Origin of the sequence: Shewanella sp. 10N.286.52.A9 (genome assembly GCF_041468985.1) — a bacterium.
GTDB classification, from domain to species: Bacteria; Pseudomonadota; Gammaproteobacteria; order Enterobacterales; family Shewanellaceae; genus Shewanella; species Shewanella japonica.
Genome location: NZ_JBFRJQ010000005.1, coordinates 124,563 through 139,644 on the forward strand (window position 1 = coordinate 124,563; position 15,082 = coordinate 139,644).

At 41.6% G+C, this 15,082-nt stretch carries 15 protein-coding genes; 8 read left to right on the forward strand and 7 right to left on the reverse strand.

Going from position 1 to position 15,082, the window contains the following annotated elements; genetic code table 11:
* Nucleotides 1–103: 103 nt before the first annotated feature.
* Entirely contained in the window at nucleotides 104–1,171 is a 1,068-nt protein-coding gene (locus tag AB4128_RS04625; protein WP_372037092.1) for a DUF3626 domain-containing protein, read from the forward strand.
* A 56-nt stretch (nucleotides 1,172–1,227) separates the two neighbouring features.
* Here the strand turns inward: AB4128_RS04625 and AB4128_RS04630 are convergent, their stop codons facing one another.
* A complete protein-coding gene (locus tag AB4128_RS04630) occupies nucleotides 1,228–2,109 on the reverse strand; it encodes a diguanylate cyclase domain-containing protein (protein WP_372037094.1) in 882 nt (293 codons plus the stop codon).
* A 337-nt stretch (nucleotides 2,110–2,446) separates the two neighbouring features.
* Here AB4128_RS04630 and cydD point away from each other — a divergent pair, with 337 nt between their 5' ends.
* Together cydD and cydC are read left to right on the forward strand one after the other, a co-directional pair.
* Nucleotides 2,447–4,282 (forward strand): heme ABC transporter permease/ATP-binding protein CydD, encoded by a 1,836-nt coding sequence (gene cydD, locus AB4128_RS04635; RefSeq protein WP_372037096.1) that lies wholly within the window; start codon nucleotides 2,447–2,449, stop codon nucleotides 4,280–4,282.
* Entirely contained in the window at nucleotides 4,282–6,060 is a 1,779-nt protein-coding gene (cydC, locus tag AB4128_RS04640; protein ID WP_372037098.1) for a heme ABC transporter ATP-binding protein/permease CydC, read from the forward strand. Before cydD ends, cydC begins: the two co-directional genes overlap by 1 nt.
* A 666-nt stretch (nucleotides 6,061–6,726) precedes the next feature.
* Here cydC and AB4128_RS04645 read toward each other — a convergent pair.
* On the reverse strand, nucleotides 6,727–7,437 hold the full coding sequence (locus AB4128_RS04645; protein ID WP_372037100.1) for an NAD-dependent epimerase/dehydratase family protein: 711 nt from the start codon (nucleotides 7,435–7,437) through the stop codon (nucleotides 6,727–6,729).
* Between the two features lie 200 nt (nucleotides 7,438–7,637).
* Between AB4128_RS04645 and AB4128_RS04650 the strand changes: the two genes are divergently transcribed.
* From AB4128_RS04650 to AB4128_RS04670, 5 genes are all read left to right on the forward strand, one after another.
* Nucleotides 7,638–8,012: a PH domain-containing protein gene (locus AB4128_RS04650; protein ID WP_055025099.1), complete on the forward strand. Its 375-nt coding sequence runs from the start codon at nucleotides 7,638–7,640 to the stop codon at nucleotides 8,010–8,012.
* Nucleotides 8,013–8,137: 125 nt separating this feature from the next.
* On the forward strand, nucleotides 8,138–8,302 hold the full coding sequence (locus AB4128_RS04655) for a YbaM family protein (protein WP_080916659.1): 165 nt from the start codon (nucleotides 8,138–8,140) through the stop codon (nucleotides 8,300–8,302).
* 88 nt (nucleotides 8,303–8,390) lie between these two features.
* On the forward strand, nucleotides 8,391–9,065 hold the full coding sequence (locus AB4128_RS04660) for a nitroreductase family protein (RefSeq protein ID WP_055025100.1): 675 nt from the start codon (nucleotides 8,391–8,393) through the stop codon (nucleotides 9,063–9,065).
* Nucleotides 9,066–9,143: 78 nt separating this feature from the next.
* Nucleotides 9,144–9,449: a DUF1330 domain-containing protein gene (locus AB4128_RS04665; RefSeq protein ID WP_055025101.1), complete on the forward strand. Its 306-nt coding sequence runs from the start codon at nucleotides 9,144–9,146 to the stop codon at nucleotides 9,447–9,449.
* A 642-nt stretch (nucleotides 9,450–10,091) separates the two neighbouring features.
* Nucleotides 10,092–10,997 (forward strand): J domain-containing protein, encoded by a 906-nt coding sequence (locus tag AB4128_RS04670; RefSeq protein ID WP_372037103.1) that lies wholly within the window; start codon nucleotides 10,092–10,094, stop codon nucleotides 10,995–10,997.
* A 35-nt stretch (nucleotides 10,998–11,032) separates the two neighbouring features.
* Here the strand turns inward: AB4128_RS04670 and AB4128_RS04675 are convergent, their stop codons facing one another.
* The 5 genes from AB4128_RS04675 to AB4128_RS04695 form a co-directional block, all read right to left on the reverse strand.
* The gene (locus AB4128_RS04675) at nucleotides 11,033–11,248 is read right to left on the reverse strand and encodes a TIGR02450 family Trp-rich protein (RefSeq protein WP_055025103.1); all 216 of its coding nucleotides are present in this window, start codon (nucleotides 11,246–11,248) and stop codon (nucleotides 11,033–11,035) included.
* Nucleotides 11,249–11,636: 388 nt separating this feature from the next.
* Complete coding sequence (locus AB4128_RS04680; RefSeq protein WP_160319087.1) at nucleotides 11,637–11,777, reverse strand: hypothetical protein; 141 nt, start codon at nucleotides 11,775–11,777, stop codon at nucleotides 11,637–11,639.
* Nucleotides 11,778–12,186: 409 nt separating this feature from the next.
* Nucleotides 12,187–12,795, reverse strand: a complete 609-nt coding sequence (locus AB4128_RS04685; RefSeq protein WP_065109511.1) for an HAD family hydrolase — start codon at nucleotides 12,793–12,795, stop codon at nucleotides 12,187–12,189.
* A 99-nt stretch (nucleotides 12,796–12,894) separates the two neighbouring features.
* Nucleotides 12,895–13,545: a CIA30 family protein gene (locus tag AB4128_RS04690; protein WP_372037106.1), complete on the reverse strand. Its 651-nt coding sequence runs from the start codon at nucleotides 13,543–13,545 to the stop codon at nucleotides 12,895–12,897.
* Between the two features lie 151 nt (nucleotides 13,546–13,696).
* Complete coding sequence (locus AB4128_RS04695; RefSeq protein WP_372037108.1) at nucleotides 13,697–15,076, reverse strand: DUF4397 domain-containing protein; 1,380 nt, start codon at nucleotides 15,074–15,076, stop codon at nucleotides 13,697–13,699.
* Nucleotides 15,077–15,082 lie beyond the last annotated feature (6 nt).

Genomic DNA, 15,082 nt, shown 5'->3' on the forward strand with positions numbered 1-15,082 from the left:
CTTAAGTGCTAAAGCAGATTATTTTACATACAATGAAATACAATAACTTAGCAGGTTGTTTCTCATCATTGTCAACGACATCAAATGCAAGGGAGGTGCAGGTATGAATCGAAAATCAGCAGCACAATCCCATATCGAAAGCACCATTGCCAGCCTTCGTGAGCATTCGAGCTCAGTGATTAAAAATGTTTTGTTAATGTCGAATATTCCTACATTCGATGTGCAACAGGCTATGTACTCGTTACATCAGCATGGCCGAGTAGCACTTCACTTTCACCCAGACCGTCTTGATAGCCGAGGTATATCCGTCGCTGCAGGACTGCTTAAAGATGGGGTGTATAAAAGCCAATTTGAAACGCATATATCCAATGGTCAGTTATCACCTGAACTAGGTGGACCGCGTGATCATTGGGAGAATCAGCTTTTTGGCCAGTGTTACTCAGGCGTGAAACAGCGACCTAAATATGGTGCGTTAGATATTGGTTTGTGCCCTATGGGGCCAGCGCCTCGATTTGGTAGCTGCTATTTTCTTACACATGCTCAATTACTGTCTCGCTGCACTTTTAGTTATATGGATTCATATCGCTTACCTAAGGAAAAAGGCACATTAGCGAATTTTGAAGTGGTGTTGGCTGCGTTATTGAGTGAATGTTTTGAGCGTCAATATGCGTTAGGTGTTAATAACATTAAGCCTGCAGATATTGTGGATCATGTTAAGCAGCAATTACCACTCGGGATTCAGAGGCGCTTTTTAAGACCAGCATCGGCTAATTTGGATCATTACATCGAAGCGCAGATTCATGGTGATGTTTCTTTAGATGACGATATTGCTTATTTGGTGGCGGATCCAAGCTTTAAAGCAACAGATACTGGCGATGTAATGCAATTGCTTTGCGATGAATATGATATTGAGCTGCTTTGGCACCCTGGTTACCAACTTGAGGTGGCGCAAGTACCCATCGATTTTCGTGGAGCGACTATGCCTGAATTGGCTAAGGTAATAGCCCGTGATAATAAGATTAATGCAGAAGTGATTGGCCGTGCTGCGCAAGTATTAACCGAAACCCCAGTTGCATGGAGTGAACGTGGTAAGCAGGCACAGCAGCTACAACAGCTAAAATTGATGTGGCATGTATTGGTTAAATTTGGTGCTCAACCACCTCAAATATAATGGTTAATTAAGCCCATTTCTATGATTGAGTTTTGACTATTATCAGAGTCAGAGTGTTAGCCAAAGCGGTATGTTGCTCCTCCTTGACGTTTAGATTTATACATAGCGAAATCAGCTGCTTTGATAAGTTTATCAAAATCTTCACCTGAATCTGGATAGGTGGCGATGCCGACACTGCAGTTGAGAAATAATGATTGGTCATTCAGGATAAATGGGGTATCAAGCGTTGCAATTAATACCTCTGCCATCTGAGAAATATCATTATTGTCAGTAACATCTTCAAGTAATAATAAGAATTCGTCAGCCCCAATTCTGGCTAACGTATCTGACTCTCTAATGACCCGTTGTAACCTTGAAGTGATCTCTACTAACACTTTGTCAGCTTGCAGGTGGCCAACAGCATCATTCACTTTTTTAAATTCATCTAAGTCAATGTATAACAGGCTGAATCGAGTTCGTGTGCGTTTGCAACGCTCGATAGATTGCTGCACTCGATCCATTAATAAATAGCGGTTAGGTAGCGAAGTGAGTTGATCATAGCAGGCTTGGTTCAATTGCAGCTGCGACTGATTGACCCGTTGAGTGATGTCACGATTGACGATCAATGCGCCAATAAACATCTGGTTGTCATCAAATAAAGGCACACAAGTTGACGCTTGCCAACCAATTGAGCCGTCTTGATGTAAAAAGCGCAATTCACCGGACCATTTGCCATGTTGCTCTAACGCATTATTGACCAACTCTGTCATCGTGGCGCTATCTTCTTGCAGAAGCAGTTGGGCAATGGGTTTCTCAATAATGTCTTTTTTAGCGTAGCCATACAAATCCTGTGCGCCATCATTCCAATCGATAATGAATCCAGCGGCATCTGTAATTATGACGGCGTCAAATAAGTGATTAAAGGCGTGCGCTCTGCGTACTAAAAGATCAACATCCATATTAATGTACCTTCTTTATCCCTATTAGAAGAAAGTGGACTGGCAACATAGGTTATATCGTTTTCATCATGGCAATAATTGAAGGGGTAATATACTTTTCCTCTCCAATTAGGGTTCAAATCGCACTAATATTAACGGCAAAGATGAACAAATATTTAGCTTATTTTTACTGTGCTAATAACGACTATGGCTTAGAATTATAGTTCATCATTAACACAGTGTTTATTAGCAATGTGTGAATCAGTTAACACTTCTCTGTAAACGGCTGTTATCTCGGCCGTTAGCTTGCGATACTGCGGCAATTTTCCTCATTAGTGCTGTCATTTTCAGGAATAGAATGGATAAAAATCTAGAAAAATCTCTCGGCCAATGGCTTAAAAAGCAAAAGTCTTCTTGTGGCATATTCTTGAAACTCAGCATTTTTACTGGGGCACTAAACGGTGTCGCAATAGTAATACAAGCCTATTTGTTGGCTCATGTTTTACACGGTGTGATCATGCTTGAAGCGCCAATGAGTCAATTCACTAATCAATTTATCGCACTGGTTGTACTCATTTTAGTGCGTGCTGGACTTGCATATGCTCGTGAGCGATTGAGTTTTGAGGCTGGTAAGCGATTACGTCGAGATATTCGTGAGGCGGTTTTAAACAAGCTCACAGATTTAGGCCCAGCATTTATCAAAGGGAAACCCGCTGGGGCTTGGGCCAGTATTGTGCTAGAGCAGGTAGAAGACTTACATGACTTTTACGCCCGCTACTTACCGCAAATGATGCTCGCAGGTTTTATTCCACTGATTATCTTGGTGTCAGTATTTCCGATGAACTGGGCTGCTGGGGTTATTTTATTTGCAACAGCGCCATTAATTCCTATGTTTATGATTTTGGTGGGAATGGGCGCTGCTGATGCTAACCGTAAAAATTTCAGCGCGCTATCTCGTTTAAGTGGCCATTTTATGGATCGGTTAAAAGGGTTAAGTACCCTTAAATTGTTCCACCGTGGCGATACGGAAGTGAATAAAATTGAAGCCGCGTCAGAGGACTTTAGACAACGAACCATGTCTGTACTGCGAATGGCTTTTTTAAGTTCGGCGGTGTTGGAGTTTTTTGCGGCATTATCTATTGCAGTATTAGCTGTGTATTTTGGCTTTAGTTATTTAGATCATCTTAACTTCGGTCATTACGGTGCAGGAATTAGCCTGTTCACCGGCTTGTTTATTTTGATATTAGCCCCAGAGTTTTTTCAACCATTACGTGATTTAGGGACTCATTATCATGCCAAAGCTCAGGCTATTGGGGCGGCAGAGGCGTTAGTTGAATTGCTTGAACACCCCAACCCGTTGAAGCAAGTTGATGGTAAGTTTAGTGAGCAAACCGCACAGCACCATCAAGTGTCGTTATCAAAAATCGCTATCACAGCCACAGACTTTGAGGTGCTCACCTTGTCAGGAGAGCGGCTACTCGGCCCAATTTCATTTGAGATCCAATCGGGTCAAAAAGTTGCTGTTGTTGGCCCAAGCGGAGCTGGCAAAACCAGTTTATTGAATGCGTTGCTCGGTTTTTTACCTTACAAAGGCTCACTCAATGTTAATGGCGTTGAATTGAGTGTGATAGATAAGCAGCAATGGCGAACGCATCTTGCTTGGCTTGGGCAAGATCCTCAGCTATTTCATGGTTCAATCCGTGACAATGTGTGCCTAGTAAATCCAGAGTTGAACGACAATCAAGTGATGGGGTTGTTGGAAAAAGCCAATATTGCAGAGTTTGTCTCCAGTCAGCAACAAGGGCTCGATACCATCATTAGCGATCAAGCATCAGGGGTTTCAGTTGGGCAAGCGCAACGTATTGCACTGGCTAGAGCCTTAGCTCAACCCGCAAGCTTATTCTTGCTTGATGAGCCAACAGCAAGCTTAGATAGCCATAGCGAGCAGTTAGTATCAAGTGCCCTGAGCGATGCGATGACATCGCAAACTTGTATTATGGTGACGCACCGCTTAGAGCAATTACAACATATGGACAATATTTTAGTGATTGATAATGGCTCGCTGGTTCAGCAGGGGCATTATGCAGAACTTAGCCAACACAGTGGGTTATTCAGCAGCATGCAACAGCAAGATGATAAAGATGTTTTGCTCAGTCTTTCAGAGCCTGCTGATAATGAAAAGGAGGGCGTGTAATGAAGTCATTATTGCCTTTCATTAAGCTGTTTAAGCGTCAGTGGTTCATGATGCTGATTGGCCTTTTTCTCACTTGCACTACGATTATTGCAGGCATCGGCCTCTTGTCATTATCGGGCTGGTTTTTATCGGCGACTGCGATAGCGGGCTTAACGGCGGCCACGGCGTTAGCGTTTAACTTTTTTACCCCCGCTGGTGGTGTACGTTTTTTATCTATCGCCCGCACAGCAAGCCGCTATGGTGAACGATTAGCAACACATGAAGCGACCTTTAAATTACTCACCGAGTTACGTGTATGGTCTTGGAAAAAGCTATTCCCATTAAGTGCTAGCAACCTACAAGGTTTGAGGCAAGGGGATATGCTTAATCGGTTAGTGGCCGATATCGATACTTTGGATCATTTATACTTGCGATTATTAGTACCAATGTCTGCATCATTGCTGACGGTCGGTGCACTATATGCCTTTATCGCTTGGTTTGATGCCACACTCGCTATCAGTTTAACGGTTTGGTTATTGGCTGCATGGTTAATTTTACCGTTAGTGTTCTATCGTTTGGGTAGAAAACCCGGTGAAGCGGTTGTTGATAATAAGCGCCGTTTTCGGGTGCTGGTGCTTGATGTGATTCAAGGTCAGGCAGAGTTGACGCTGTTTTCGGCCAATGCTCGCTACCGTGAAAAGCTACATCAAGCAGAGCTAGCGCTCTTCAATAGCCAAGCTGCAATGGCGCATATTACTGGTTTGAGCCAAGCCTTATTGATCATGGTCAATGGCGCAGCTGTGGTGATGATGATGTATCTTGCTGGTCAAGGTGTGGGGGAAAGCGTACCGCCAGGTCCATTAATGGCTATGATGGTGTTTGCCACCATGGCGACCATTGAAATGATGATGCCGATTGCTGGCGCATTTCAACACTTATCTGGTTGTGTATTAGCGGCAAAACGGATCTCTGAAGTGACTGAGCAAACTGCAGATATTAATTTCGGAGATGTTGGCAAGTTACCACAAAGTGAGCTTATTCTTAACGATATTCAGTTTGGTTATCAAGCAAACAGCCCAGTATTGTCGGCACTCAACCTGCACATACCTCAAGGGAGTAAAGTCGCGTTATTGGGCGCAACAGGCTGTGGCAAGTCGAGTTTATTAAGCTTGATCACACGTGAGTGGCAGCCGCAGCAAGGGCAAATTACCTTAGGCGGTCTAGATATTGCTGAATATGATGAAGCCACACTGCGAGCATCTATGACTGTCGTCAGTCAACGCATTCATTTATTTGCGGGCACAGTGAGAGATAACCTCTCGATTGCCTTACCCCATGTCCCTGGTCAAAAAAGGCGTGCGAATGATGAACGCTTAACTGAGGTACTGAAGCAGGTTGGACTTGAAACCTTATTAACCTCTAAAACGGTTACCGATCGAGGTGAAGAGATTGGCCTAGATAGCTGGATTGGTGAAGGCGGCAGACAGTTATCAGGCGGAGAGCAGCGCCGAATCGGGGTTGCCAGAGCCTTACTACGTGATGCGCCCATTTTATTACTAGATGAGCCAACAGAAGGACTTGATAAGCGAACAGAACGTGAAATCTTACGTTTATTATTTACCTTAGCAAAAGGCAAAACCATGTTGATGATAAGCCACCGTTTAACCGCCATGGCTGAAATGGATTGTATTCATATGATGGAAAACGGCAAAATCAAAGCCAGTGGCCGTCATCAACAATTAATGTCAGACAATACTGATTATCAGCGCTTGTATCAGCATTTAGGCAAAGAAGCATAATAGGACTGTTCTTGTTTTTTTTATCGTTTAAGAAGCTGTTGGAAAGCACTTTTTGAAAGGTTAATGGCAATAAAAAACGCTAATCGATTTGGGTAACAACCAAGCGGTTAGCGTTTTTTAGTTTCAGTTCAAGTTAGGTTGGATAACGTTCAACGTCGTGGCGCTTCGCCCACACCCGACGAAAGGGAAACAACAGCATTTCCCTTCTCGACATCCCTTGCCGCCCCAACGAAATTGCTCTTAAAAGCGAGCAAGCCTCATGCTTATTCGAAAATAGCTAACGCTTTAGAGAGGCCATCCATGGCCAACTAAAGCTAGCCTGACGTCCTGTCAGGCTTTCGCTATTACTTTAAATAAAGAGTCTTCAACGCATTTCAGCAATTTCAATGGGGGAATATTGAGCCTGCAGGTTAATTGGTTTCTTCTAATCCTTAGGAAGTTATTTTGTAGCTTGCCGAAGCAGACTCAAAATGAAGTTTGAAGCTGGATTATTCTCCGTTGGAAATTTTGCTTTTTAAATTTCGCCGGAGCTGCCGGGGAGATGCAAGAGGGGTGAGCAGTTTCACCCTTCTTGCTTGGGTGTGGGCGAAGCGCCACGATGTAGATTTTATTTTAAAAATAGTAAAATAAACCTTGGTGGAAGCCAGTTTATTGAGAATGACGGATTCAGTTCACCATTTGATGCATCTGCTTATTATCAATAATCCTTACAGCTTTTGTCGCTAACGATGGCTCAGTTACTAACTCAGTATTTGATTTAACAGCAGCTGCCAACATGTTGTCTGCCACAAGTTTCCCTGTAATGGGTTTGTACTTGGCTAAGGGGCCAATAAATACCCCTGATGCAATAGCAAAAAACTTCTGGCCAATATCTTCTAAAGTGCGCTTATCAGCACGACTCCCTAATAACAAACTTGGCTGAAAATAGTGAATGCTGGTTATAGGTAGTAGCGCTAAATCACGCTGTATTTCACCTTTAATACGATTATAAAATACCTTTGAATTGGGATTAGCATTCAGTGCGGTAACAACGAATAACGCTGTGCCATTATCACTTTGATGCGCCACAACTAATCTGCCAAAATCGAGTACAGCTTGGTAATCGACTTTTATGAAGTTAGCCTGACTACCAGCTTGCTTCATCGTGGTACCTAAACAGCAAAAAGCATGGTCGATTTTTACGGGTAAACTAAGTGTAGGTATTTGATCTAACTGGGCTTGCATAAAGCACAGCTTGGCAGCGCCTTGTTGAGTGGTGTTGATAGTGGGCCGACGACGGCCAATCACAACCACTTGCTCATAAGCCTCATTAACCAGTAGCTCTTGTAATAGCTGCTGACCAATTAATCCTGTTGCGCCAATGATGACAGCGTTCATTTTATTCCCAGATCATGTAATCGCGTAAGACTTATTTTAACAGGTTTTAATTTTTAATAGCTTCCATTGATAAACCAGATGTTGTTTGAATATTGGTGATATCTAACTTGAATTAGTCAAAAGGCGCGTTTAACTTGTGTATTAATCTCAGATACCGCACTATTTTAGTTGCTGGTTTAAGCTACCCCAAGGAGAACATAATGGGACTTTTTGATGCGATTTTAGGTAATTCATCTGAAATGGATTTAACAGAACTTCAGCAAGAGCTGTCACCGATTTTAGCTGATAATGAATCTGTGCATATGGGCTACAAATTAATCCGTGACATGTTTGTATTTACCGACAAGCGTTTGATTTTAATTGATAAGCAAGGCATGACTGGCAAAAAAGTCAGTTATCACTCTGTTCCATATAAATCTATGACTCATTTTATTGTTGAAACTGCTGGTACATTCGACATGGATGCTGAGTTAAAAATTTATATCTCTGGTACTGAACACCCGATAGTAAAAGAGCTTAAAAAAGGAACGGATGTTGTGGGAATTCAAAAGGCAATTGCCAACTTTTCATTGTAATGCCTGTTCACTACTTTTAGTAAAATGACAGTGATGTCGCTTACCTAGTTTGGGCGTTTCAACAATTGCTTGCTAGGAAACGCAGTGACATGACACAGCATTAATATCGGATGGCTTTGTAAATAATGACCGACAAACAGCACGCATCATTAAATGACGCACCTAAATCGATTCAACTTGCAGTCGATTTAATTCAATTACTTGAAGAAAACAATATAGATACAGTGACCGCAATTGAAGCATTACAAATTACGTTAGATGATTTTAAAAAGAAGTTAGAGAAGCAATAGTTTGTGTGTCGTATGGCTTAGGAGTATGTGAGTAGCAATAAGCCAAGTGTGATTAAGCAAGATCGAACTAAAATAATAAGGAACATTTATGACTGAAGCGCACCTGCCATTAACAGACTTTATCGAATACCCTCAAGATGAAATGCTTGAGCGGGCTAAGTCCAATTATCAAAATGTGAAACGTCGTCATTCTATTCGAAAATTTTCTGATAGACCTGTGCCACAAGCGATTATCGAACAATGTATTTTAGCTGCAGGGACAGCGCCAAATGGTGCGAATCATCAACCTTGGCATTTTGTCGCTATCAGTAACCCTGAAGTGAAAGCACAAATTCGTGAGCAAGCAGAAGCCATCGAACAAGCATTTTATGCAGGGCGAGGTGGCGAGGAATGGCTAGATAATTTAAAGCCATTAGGTACCAATGCCAGCAAGCCTTACCTTGAAACAGCTCCTTGGTTGATTGCCGTTTTTACTAAAAAACGTAGCGAGGATAATGGCGAGCAGAAGCAAAATTACTATGTGCATGAATCGGTTGGTATTGCGACTGGTTTTTTACTGCAAGCGTTGCACAATGCAGGCCTTGGTACTTTAACGCATACTCCTAAACCTATGTCATTTTTAAGTAAAGTGTGCGGTCGAGATAACGATAATGAGCGACCATATATGTTGATTGTTGCTGGCTATCCTGATGAAAATGCCACGGTGCCACAACATGCTCTTGATAAGAAAAGTTTGCCTGAGATAAGTGATTTTATTGATTAATTCACTTAATGGGCCTGTTCACAGGCCCATTAAAGGCGATCATAAGCATCAAATATTAACGTTTACAGGAGAGCAAACATGGGGTTTCAGCGAATAATGGGTTTGCATGTGAGTGATGCCGCTGAGTATCAGTGTTATCGAGAAGCTATGATGCCGATTTTGACGCGTTATGGTGGCAGTTTCGGTTACGATTTTGAAGTCTCAAAAGTGCTAAAAAGTAAAACGGATCATCATATTAATAGGGTATTTACCATCGAGTTTCCCTCGCAGACGGTAATGGACACATTTTTTAATGATCCTGAGTACTTAGTTGTAAAACAGCGTCACTTTATGCATTCAGTGTCTCATGCAACTGTGATTGGTTTACACGAAACGACGCTATGATGAAGATTACGTATTGATAGGAGAAATGATCTGCTATGGCATTATGCAGGTGATAATGACGTGTTTTATTTCTTGCTAATGATGTCGACTTACCATTTTAAACCTTGCACCTTTTACATCTTACACATTTTAATTTTTACACATTTTAATTCTTACATAAGTTATCTAGCATCAGTCACTAATCACTTTCGACTCGCTTCTGGGGCTCACTTCAATGTGCTGATATCTATGTGTTAATACCAAGTCTTATGACTGTGTATTTGTCCTTCCTTTGTTTTTGTTATCTTTGAATAGCTTGTATTCAATAATTTCTATAAGCCGCGACTTCTAACGTTTTTTGGTTAACAAAACCCATTTTTTATACGTCATTCTATTCAATAATTTGATGGCGATAAATAAAGTGATATATGAGTTAATGAATTGTTTTTACAATTATTTATTTAATTTTTGATGGTTTTTTAGAGCTGGGCAACGGTTATTTATAGTGGTGGTCGCTATAGTTTTGGGTGATGGGTTTTTAGCGCAGCTTCTTAATGTCGTTCACGATAAATTAGCGAGTAACCCCTATATCGATTAACTGTAAATGACTTTACTGTGCTGATTAGTATGGCGCAGAACAATATCATATTGCCTAGGGCGTTCATGGAAAACTTATATTTGACGTTGGGAATAAGCCAAGATGCAGATGCTGAGGAAATATCAGCAGCCTACGAAAGCTTATATTTATTTTATCATTCTGACGATTATCAAAGTGAATATGCTGATACCGATGTCAAACTTGCCAACATTGCAGTGTCCTATGACATCCTAAAGTCCGTTACCAAACGCCGTGCCTACGATGAATTATGGCAACACTATCAGCAGAATAAATCTTCTGATCTGTTAGTCGATGTGCCTGATATGGACTATGAGTTTGAAGTTGATGGCGACCACATGGCTCAATGGACTGAACGGGTTGAGCAATACCCTCAATTACAAGAGCTTTTTGATAATCTCTCTGGTTTGTCTATGGTATTAGCAATTTCTTTTAAGGCTTACTTAATTGAAAGTCAGCGTTTTGAAGAGGCGGAACGCTTGGCATACATCATGTGTGCCCAATATATACGACGCTTCTTTGATGAGGAGCAAAATATCAAACCGTTGGCTGAAGGCTTACTTAGTGCAACGAGTGTGTCAGAAAAAGTGACTGTCGATGAGTTATTTAAGCTACAAGGGATAGAGGTCAACATTGAAAATGAAGTCATTGATTTAACTGAATCTATTTTTAAGCATAATCAAAATGACTTCGATTCGAGTCATCATCGACGCAGAAAAACGACTCAAAAAGAGGGGGGGACTGCGCCGATCTCTTCCCAAGCGTCAACAGAAGACATATCTACACAGATTGAAGGCGAACATCGCTTGTCTCAGGTAACACCAAGGGCAAAAAGTGCAACGAAGCTAAATGAGCCCCTTTTGAGCGTAACAAAAAAAGGAGTATGTAAAGGCGCTGCCGTCATCGTGGTGAGTTTATGCTTGCTTGTGAGTGTTTCCATTGTTGCTTTTTAAGGTGCATAAGCACTGGTTAGGCTTATTTTCAGGGCTTACTTCCAGCCTTGGAGCCATTGACGATTGTCCTTTAAATCTCGCCAATTAATAGAAAACTCTTGTGCATTCATTTCAGCGCGAATAATGCACTCTGTGACATTCTGATCTTCGTCCTTACTCACCTTAATCACCGAAAAGTGTTTAAGTTTTTGGGTGACATTTACTTTAGTCCACTTGCTGTGTAATAGCTTTTTAGGGTGTAAAGGGTTCATCATTTTCCTTAATAGTTAATGCTAAGGACAGTAATTTGCTAGGCATATTAACTTCATACGTAGACATTTCTAATAAAGTTCATTGCCCAATGGCTGCGATTAACGTTTTAGTTAACGCTTTAGTTAAGAATGCTGAAAGCCGCTTATGGGGTTCACTATTTCTTATTCGTGAATGCTGAACTCAGTGCAAAGGGATATGATATTGGGCATTTTGTTGAAATGAATAAATGCGTCACTAGCAACCAAGCCAGATGATGAGTGTTGAGGGCTTTAGGAGCTTACCTACTTTGACAGCAGTTAAGTCATGATTCATGGGGAAAATAACAACACGTAGCTTAGCAAAAAGCTAGCTACGTGTTTAATTTCGCTTGTTAAATAAAGCGTTGGTTTATTCAGCTGTAGGCTGTTTCATGTTATCGCATACTAGGCAAACGATTGATAAGCAAAGTGCATAAAAACCAACCATTCCTAACACCATCGCTCCACTCTCGCTCCACAACATGTCAAGAAACACTTCTACTTCGCTCATTTGTTTACCTCTTAGTCATTACAATGGGATTAAGTGACATCTATAGGTCACTTGATATCAACTAACGAAAAATTAATTTTCAGTGGCTAGCTGATTAAGGGGCGCGAATATTAGCAAGAACAGATTAATAAACCATCAAAACTTAAAGTTATTACTCTAATTTTGGCTTTTGTGAGATAAAACTTAACAACCTAGAATCAGTTTTGTTAAGAGTTTGGTGTTTTTTTAACGCATTGGTTGGCAATGTTACTGCGTAAGGTAGGCTTTATTTTTGGTTGTTTTTGATTTGAATTGTCATTTGAGTGGTTAGTTAATATGGGTATGTACACTAAGTTAGGCAAGGCCTCTTCGTTAAAATATTCCTTTCGTTGAAATACATTTATCGAAAATAATGGTCTCATTCGCTTTTTTAGGTTGATGCAGGGTTCGAAGCTTGTATTGCCTGTTGTAATTGGGCGAGATTATTGACGATGACATCAGCCTGTGTTTGATAATCGGGTTGCTTATGATGATTGATAAACACAGATGTCATGCCAGCATTTTTAGCCGCTTGAATATCATAGAGGTAATCACCTACATAAATGAGCGTCTTAGCGGGTAATTGCCATTGTTTAGCTATCGCCAGTAGCGCATCGGGAGCGGGTTTTGCAGGATAACATTCTCGGGTTAAGACTAAATCAATATCAATATTATTTTGGGTAAGCTTAGTGGCTGTGGCTGCTTTGCTGTTTCGAGTGACTATGGCACAAGGCAATGACAAGGCTTTAAGGGTGTTGAGTAACGGGTGCATATTGGGTAAGGCTTTAGCATTTAGAGCATCATTGGTTTCATGTTGAATGATGATATCGTGTGCTCGTTGTCTTTCAATATGAGTTGGTAATGCATCAATAAAATCTAAGATATCGATATTAAGCGGGCATGCTAACTCTTGTTTTATATGGGTAAAGTTAAGCTCCGACTCTACTAATGTTCCATCTAAATCAAATATAACACCCTGAATGCCTGTTAATGGGCTCATTAGTGGTCCTTATTCCTACTTTACATTCACTTTACAAAGTGACTTCAGCTGATTTTTTAGCACATATTGGTGCTAACTCCCACAGCATAGAAGCACCTATTAATCATGCTCTTCAAATTCAATACTGTCTAGCTGTAATGAGAATGCACCAGCTTGTTTATTCGCAATCAAAAATCCCACTCGATTAACGTTATTAAATTCGATTGTTGGTGCGTTTATACTTCTTCCACGAAATTGGGCAGTAAAATCGGTCTGGCTAAATAAATGCTCGGTGACTTGGCCCTTTGTGGTTTCAAAGTTGGCTACATAGGCTTCGCCAAATGAAAGCTCCGAGGTTTTAAATCTTAGCTGATACTGCTTCCCGTCCCCCAGTACCGTTAATTTGACTTGTTTTGTTGCGGGAATGGATGAAGTGATTTGATATTCCATTGAGGCAAAGCCGCCATTATTTTCTAAAGACACTTGACCGCTAAAGTGCACATGGCCTGAGGAGTTAATATCGGCTTTTGTCGTGGCACTATGGTTAATTTCAATTTGGCTAGAGGATATGCCGCCCATGACAGAGTCATTGCTTATCCTTGCGGGGGTTAATTTATCTGAAGAGGCAAACTGTATTTCCATGGCACGGCTCCCAAAGCTGGAGAGTAAAAAACCGTAAACGGCTATAGCAAACAAGCATTTAACAACAAGTGCAAATAAGCCACCTGACGAAGTAAAATGTTGGTTTGATTTTATGGACAAGCCTATCATATCTGGCTCCTTTTGCTTAATCGGACAACATTGATGAGTGTAAAGCAACACGTAAAAACAGGATAAAAGAGCGACTTATCTCGGGTGAAAGATAAGCCGCAAAAGGGTCGGACGGAGATTAGTAATGAAAAGTCATTTCAGTGTTGGGTGCCTATTCTTCGGCAACAAAGTCGTCCATTAAAATGACAGAGAACATTGAAGTGTCATTTTCTGCATCAACGGCAGCTACGCTGTATAACCCATTTCCTGCTAATGATACGGCAAGTGGGCCTATGGCGACGGTTTTGGTTCCTGTTACTGTTACACTTACGGTGTAATCACCTGGTGCAACACTTAAACTGCCTGATGCTGCTTTAAATGGCACATCTGTTAGCGCTGGATCAGCATCACTGATATCGGCTGTTGGTGTTAGGTAGACATCAACATTACCAGCAGAATAAGATGCGTGAATAACATTTAGTCTTGCTTCAGTGGCAATACGTCGAGTGTGCTCTGCAAAAGCCCATGGGCTAATATCATTGTCAGCAAGAGAGCCAACAGCGAGGACTGAATAGCTGGCGCCTTGCATCAGATCGACAGCTGCATCTGTAATCACCTCGACCGAATTGTCAGCATCTGCTGCTACCGTCACAGTGTGCATGCCTTCTGGAATATTGACGTAGCCTGCGAAATTACCAAATGACAGCATATCAATAGCTGGTGTTGTGCTGCCGTCTAAGAATACATCTACAGCAGGGGCATCAGCTACTGCATGTACGACACGAATATCGCTACCACTATTAACGTCATTCAGAAGGACTTGCCCTTCTGGTAGTGCAACAAGTAGGGCGACTGGTGAGTCTCCTGACCATTCATTTGGAATAGCAGAGATAAAGTAATCCATTCCAGCAGCTAAATTGACCGTTCCTGAGTCGAAAACAACCGTTTTGTCTCCTGCTGGAGTAATTCTAATTTGGTAGTCGCTTGTGGGGACTTCTAATTGATCGCTGTTGTCCATGTAGTTGGCTGACAGGGTAGGATCCATCATGGTGATATCGGACATTGGTTCTGTCACATATATATCAACAAGTCCTACGCTTGGTGTTGCATGTAACACTTGTACCCGAGCGTTATCAGCAGTGATGTCAGACTCTTCATTTGCAATGAGTTTGAGCATTAAGGTTTCGTCACTTACCTTACCCAGAGCAACGGCGGTATATTCCATATCTTCAGCCACTGCAAGTTCTGCTTCAAGTACTGTAAGCGTTGTGCCGTCAGCAAGTTGTGCGTCAACTGCGATTGCATAGGTGTTGGTGGCGACTTCTAACAAGCCGCTAGACATTGCATAGTCTACGTCACTGAGTAACGCTGCGCCGTCTGCGGTGACATTGACCATTGGCGCATCACTGCCAGCGTGGATTACACGAATGTCTGCATAGGTAACAACTGGAGCTTCGGAATCAGCTGCTGTGATCGTATCATCGTCATCATCTGAACAAGCGGTTAAACCAATCAGTGAAAAGCATAGTGCAAGAGAGTAGATCCTTTTCATCGTTCT

Coding starts and splice junctions, on each gene's coding strand:
- AB4128_RS04665 (WP_055025101.1), top strand. CDS start 9,144: ATGGGGTTTCAGCGAATAATGGGTTTGCATGTGAGTGATGCCGCTGAG.
- AB4128_RS04660 (WP_055025100.1), top strand. CDS start 8,391: ATGACTGAAGCGCACCTGCCATTAACAGACTTTATCGAATACCCTCAA.
- AB4128_RS04695 (WP_372037108.1), bottom strand. CDS start 15,076: ATGAAAAGGATCTACTCTCTTGCACTATGCTTTTCACTGATTGGTTTA.
- AB4128_RS04690 (WP_372037106.1), bottom strand. CDS start 13,545: ATGATAGGCTTGTCCATAAAATCAAACCAACATTTTACTTCGTCAGGT.
- AB4128_RS04650 (WP_055025099.1), top strand. CDS start 7,638: ATGGGACTTTTTGATGCGATTTTAGGTAATTCATCTGAAATGGATTTA.
- AB4128_RS04685 (WP_065109511.1), bottom strand. CDS start 12,795: ATGAGCCCATTAACAGGCATTCAGGGTGTTATATTTGATTTAGATGGA.
- AB4128_RS04675 (WP_055025103.1), bottom strand. CDS start 11,248: ATGAACCCTTTACACCCTAAAAAGCTATTACACAGCAAGTGGACTAAA.
- AB4128_RS04645 (WP_372037100.1), bottom strand. CDS start 7,437: ATGAACGCTGTCATCATTGGCGCAACAGGATTAATTGGTCAGCAGCTA.
- cydD (WP_372037096.1), top strand. CDS start 2,447: ATGGATAAAAATCTAGAAAAATCTCTCGGCCAATGGCTTAAAAAGCAA.
- AB4128_RS04655 (WP_080916659.1), top strand. CDS start 8,138: ATGACCGACAAACAGCACGCATCATTAAATGACGCACCTAAATCGATT.
- AB4128_RS04680 (WP_160319087.1), bottom strand. CDS start 11,777: ATGAGCGAAGTAGAAGTGTTTCTTGACATGTTGTGGAGCGAGAGTGGA.
- AB4128_RS04670 (WP_372037103.1), top strand. CDS start 10,092: ATGGAAAACTTATATTTGACGTTGGGAATAAGCCAAGATGCAGATGCT.
- cydC (WP_372037098.1), top strand. CDS start 4,282: ATGAAGTCATTATTGCCTTTCATTAAGCTGTTTAAGCGTCAGTGGTTC.
- AB4128_RS04625 (WP_372037092.1), top strand. CDS start 104: ATGAATCGAAAATCAGCAGCACAATCCCATATCGAAAGCACCATTGCC.
- AB4128_RS04630 (WP_372037094.1), bottom strand. CDS start 2,109: ATGGATGTTGATCTTTTAGTACGCAGAGCGCACGCCTTTAATCACTTA.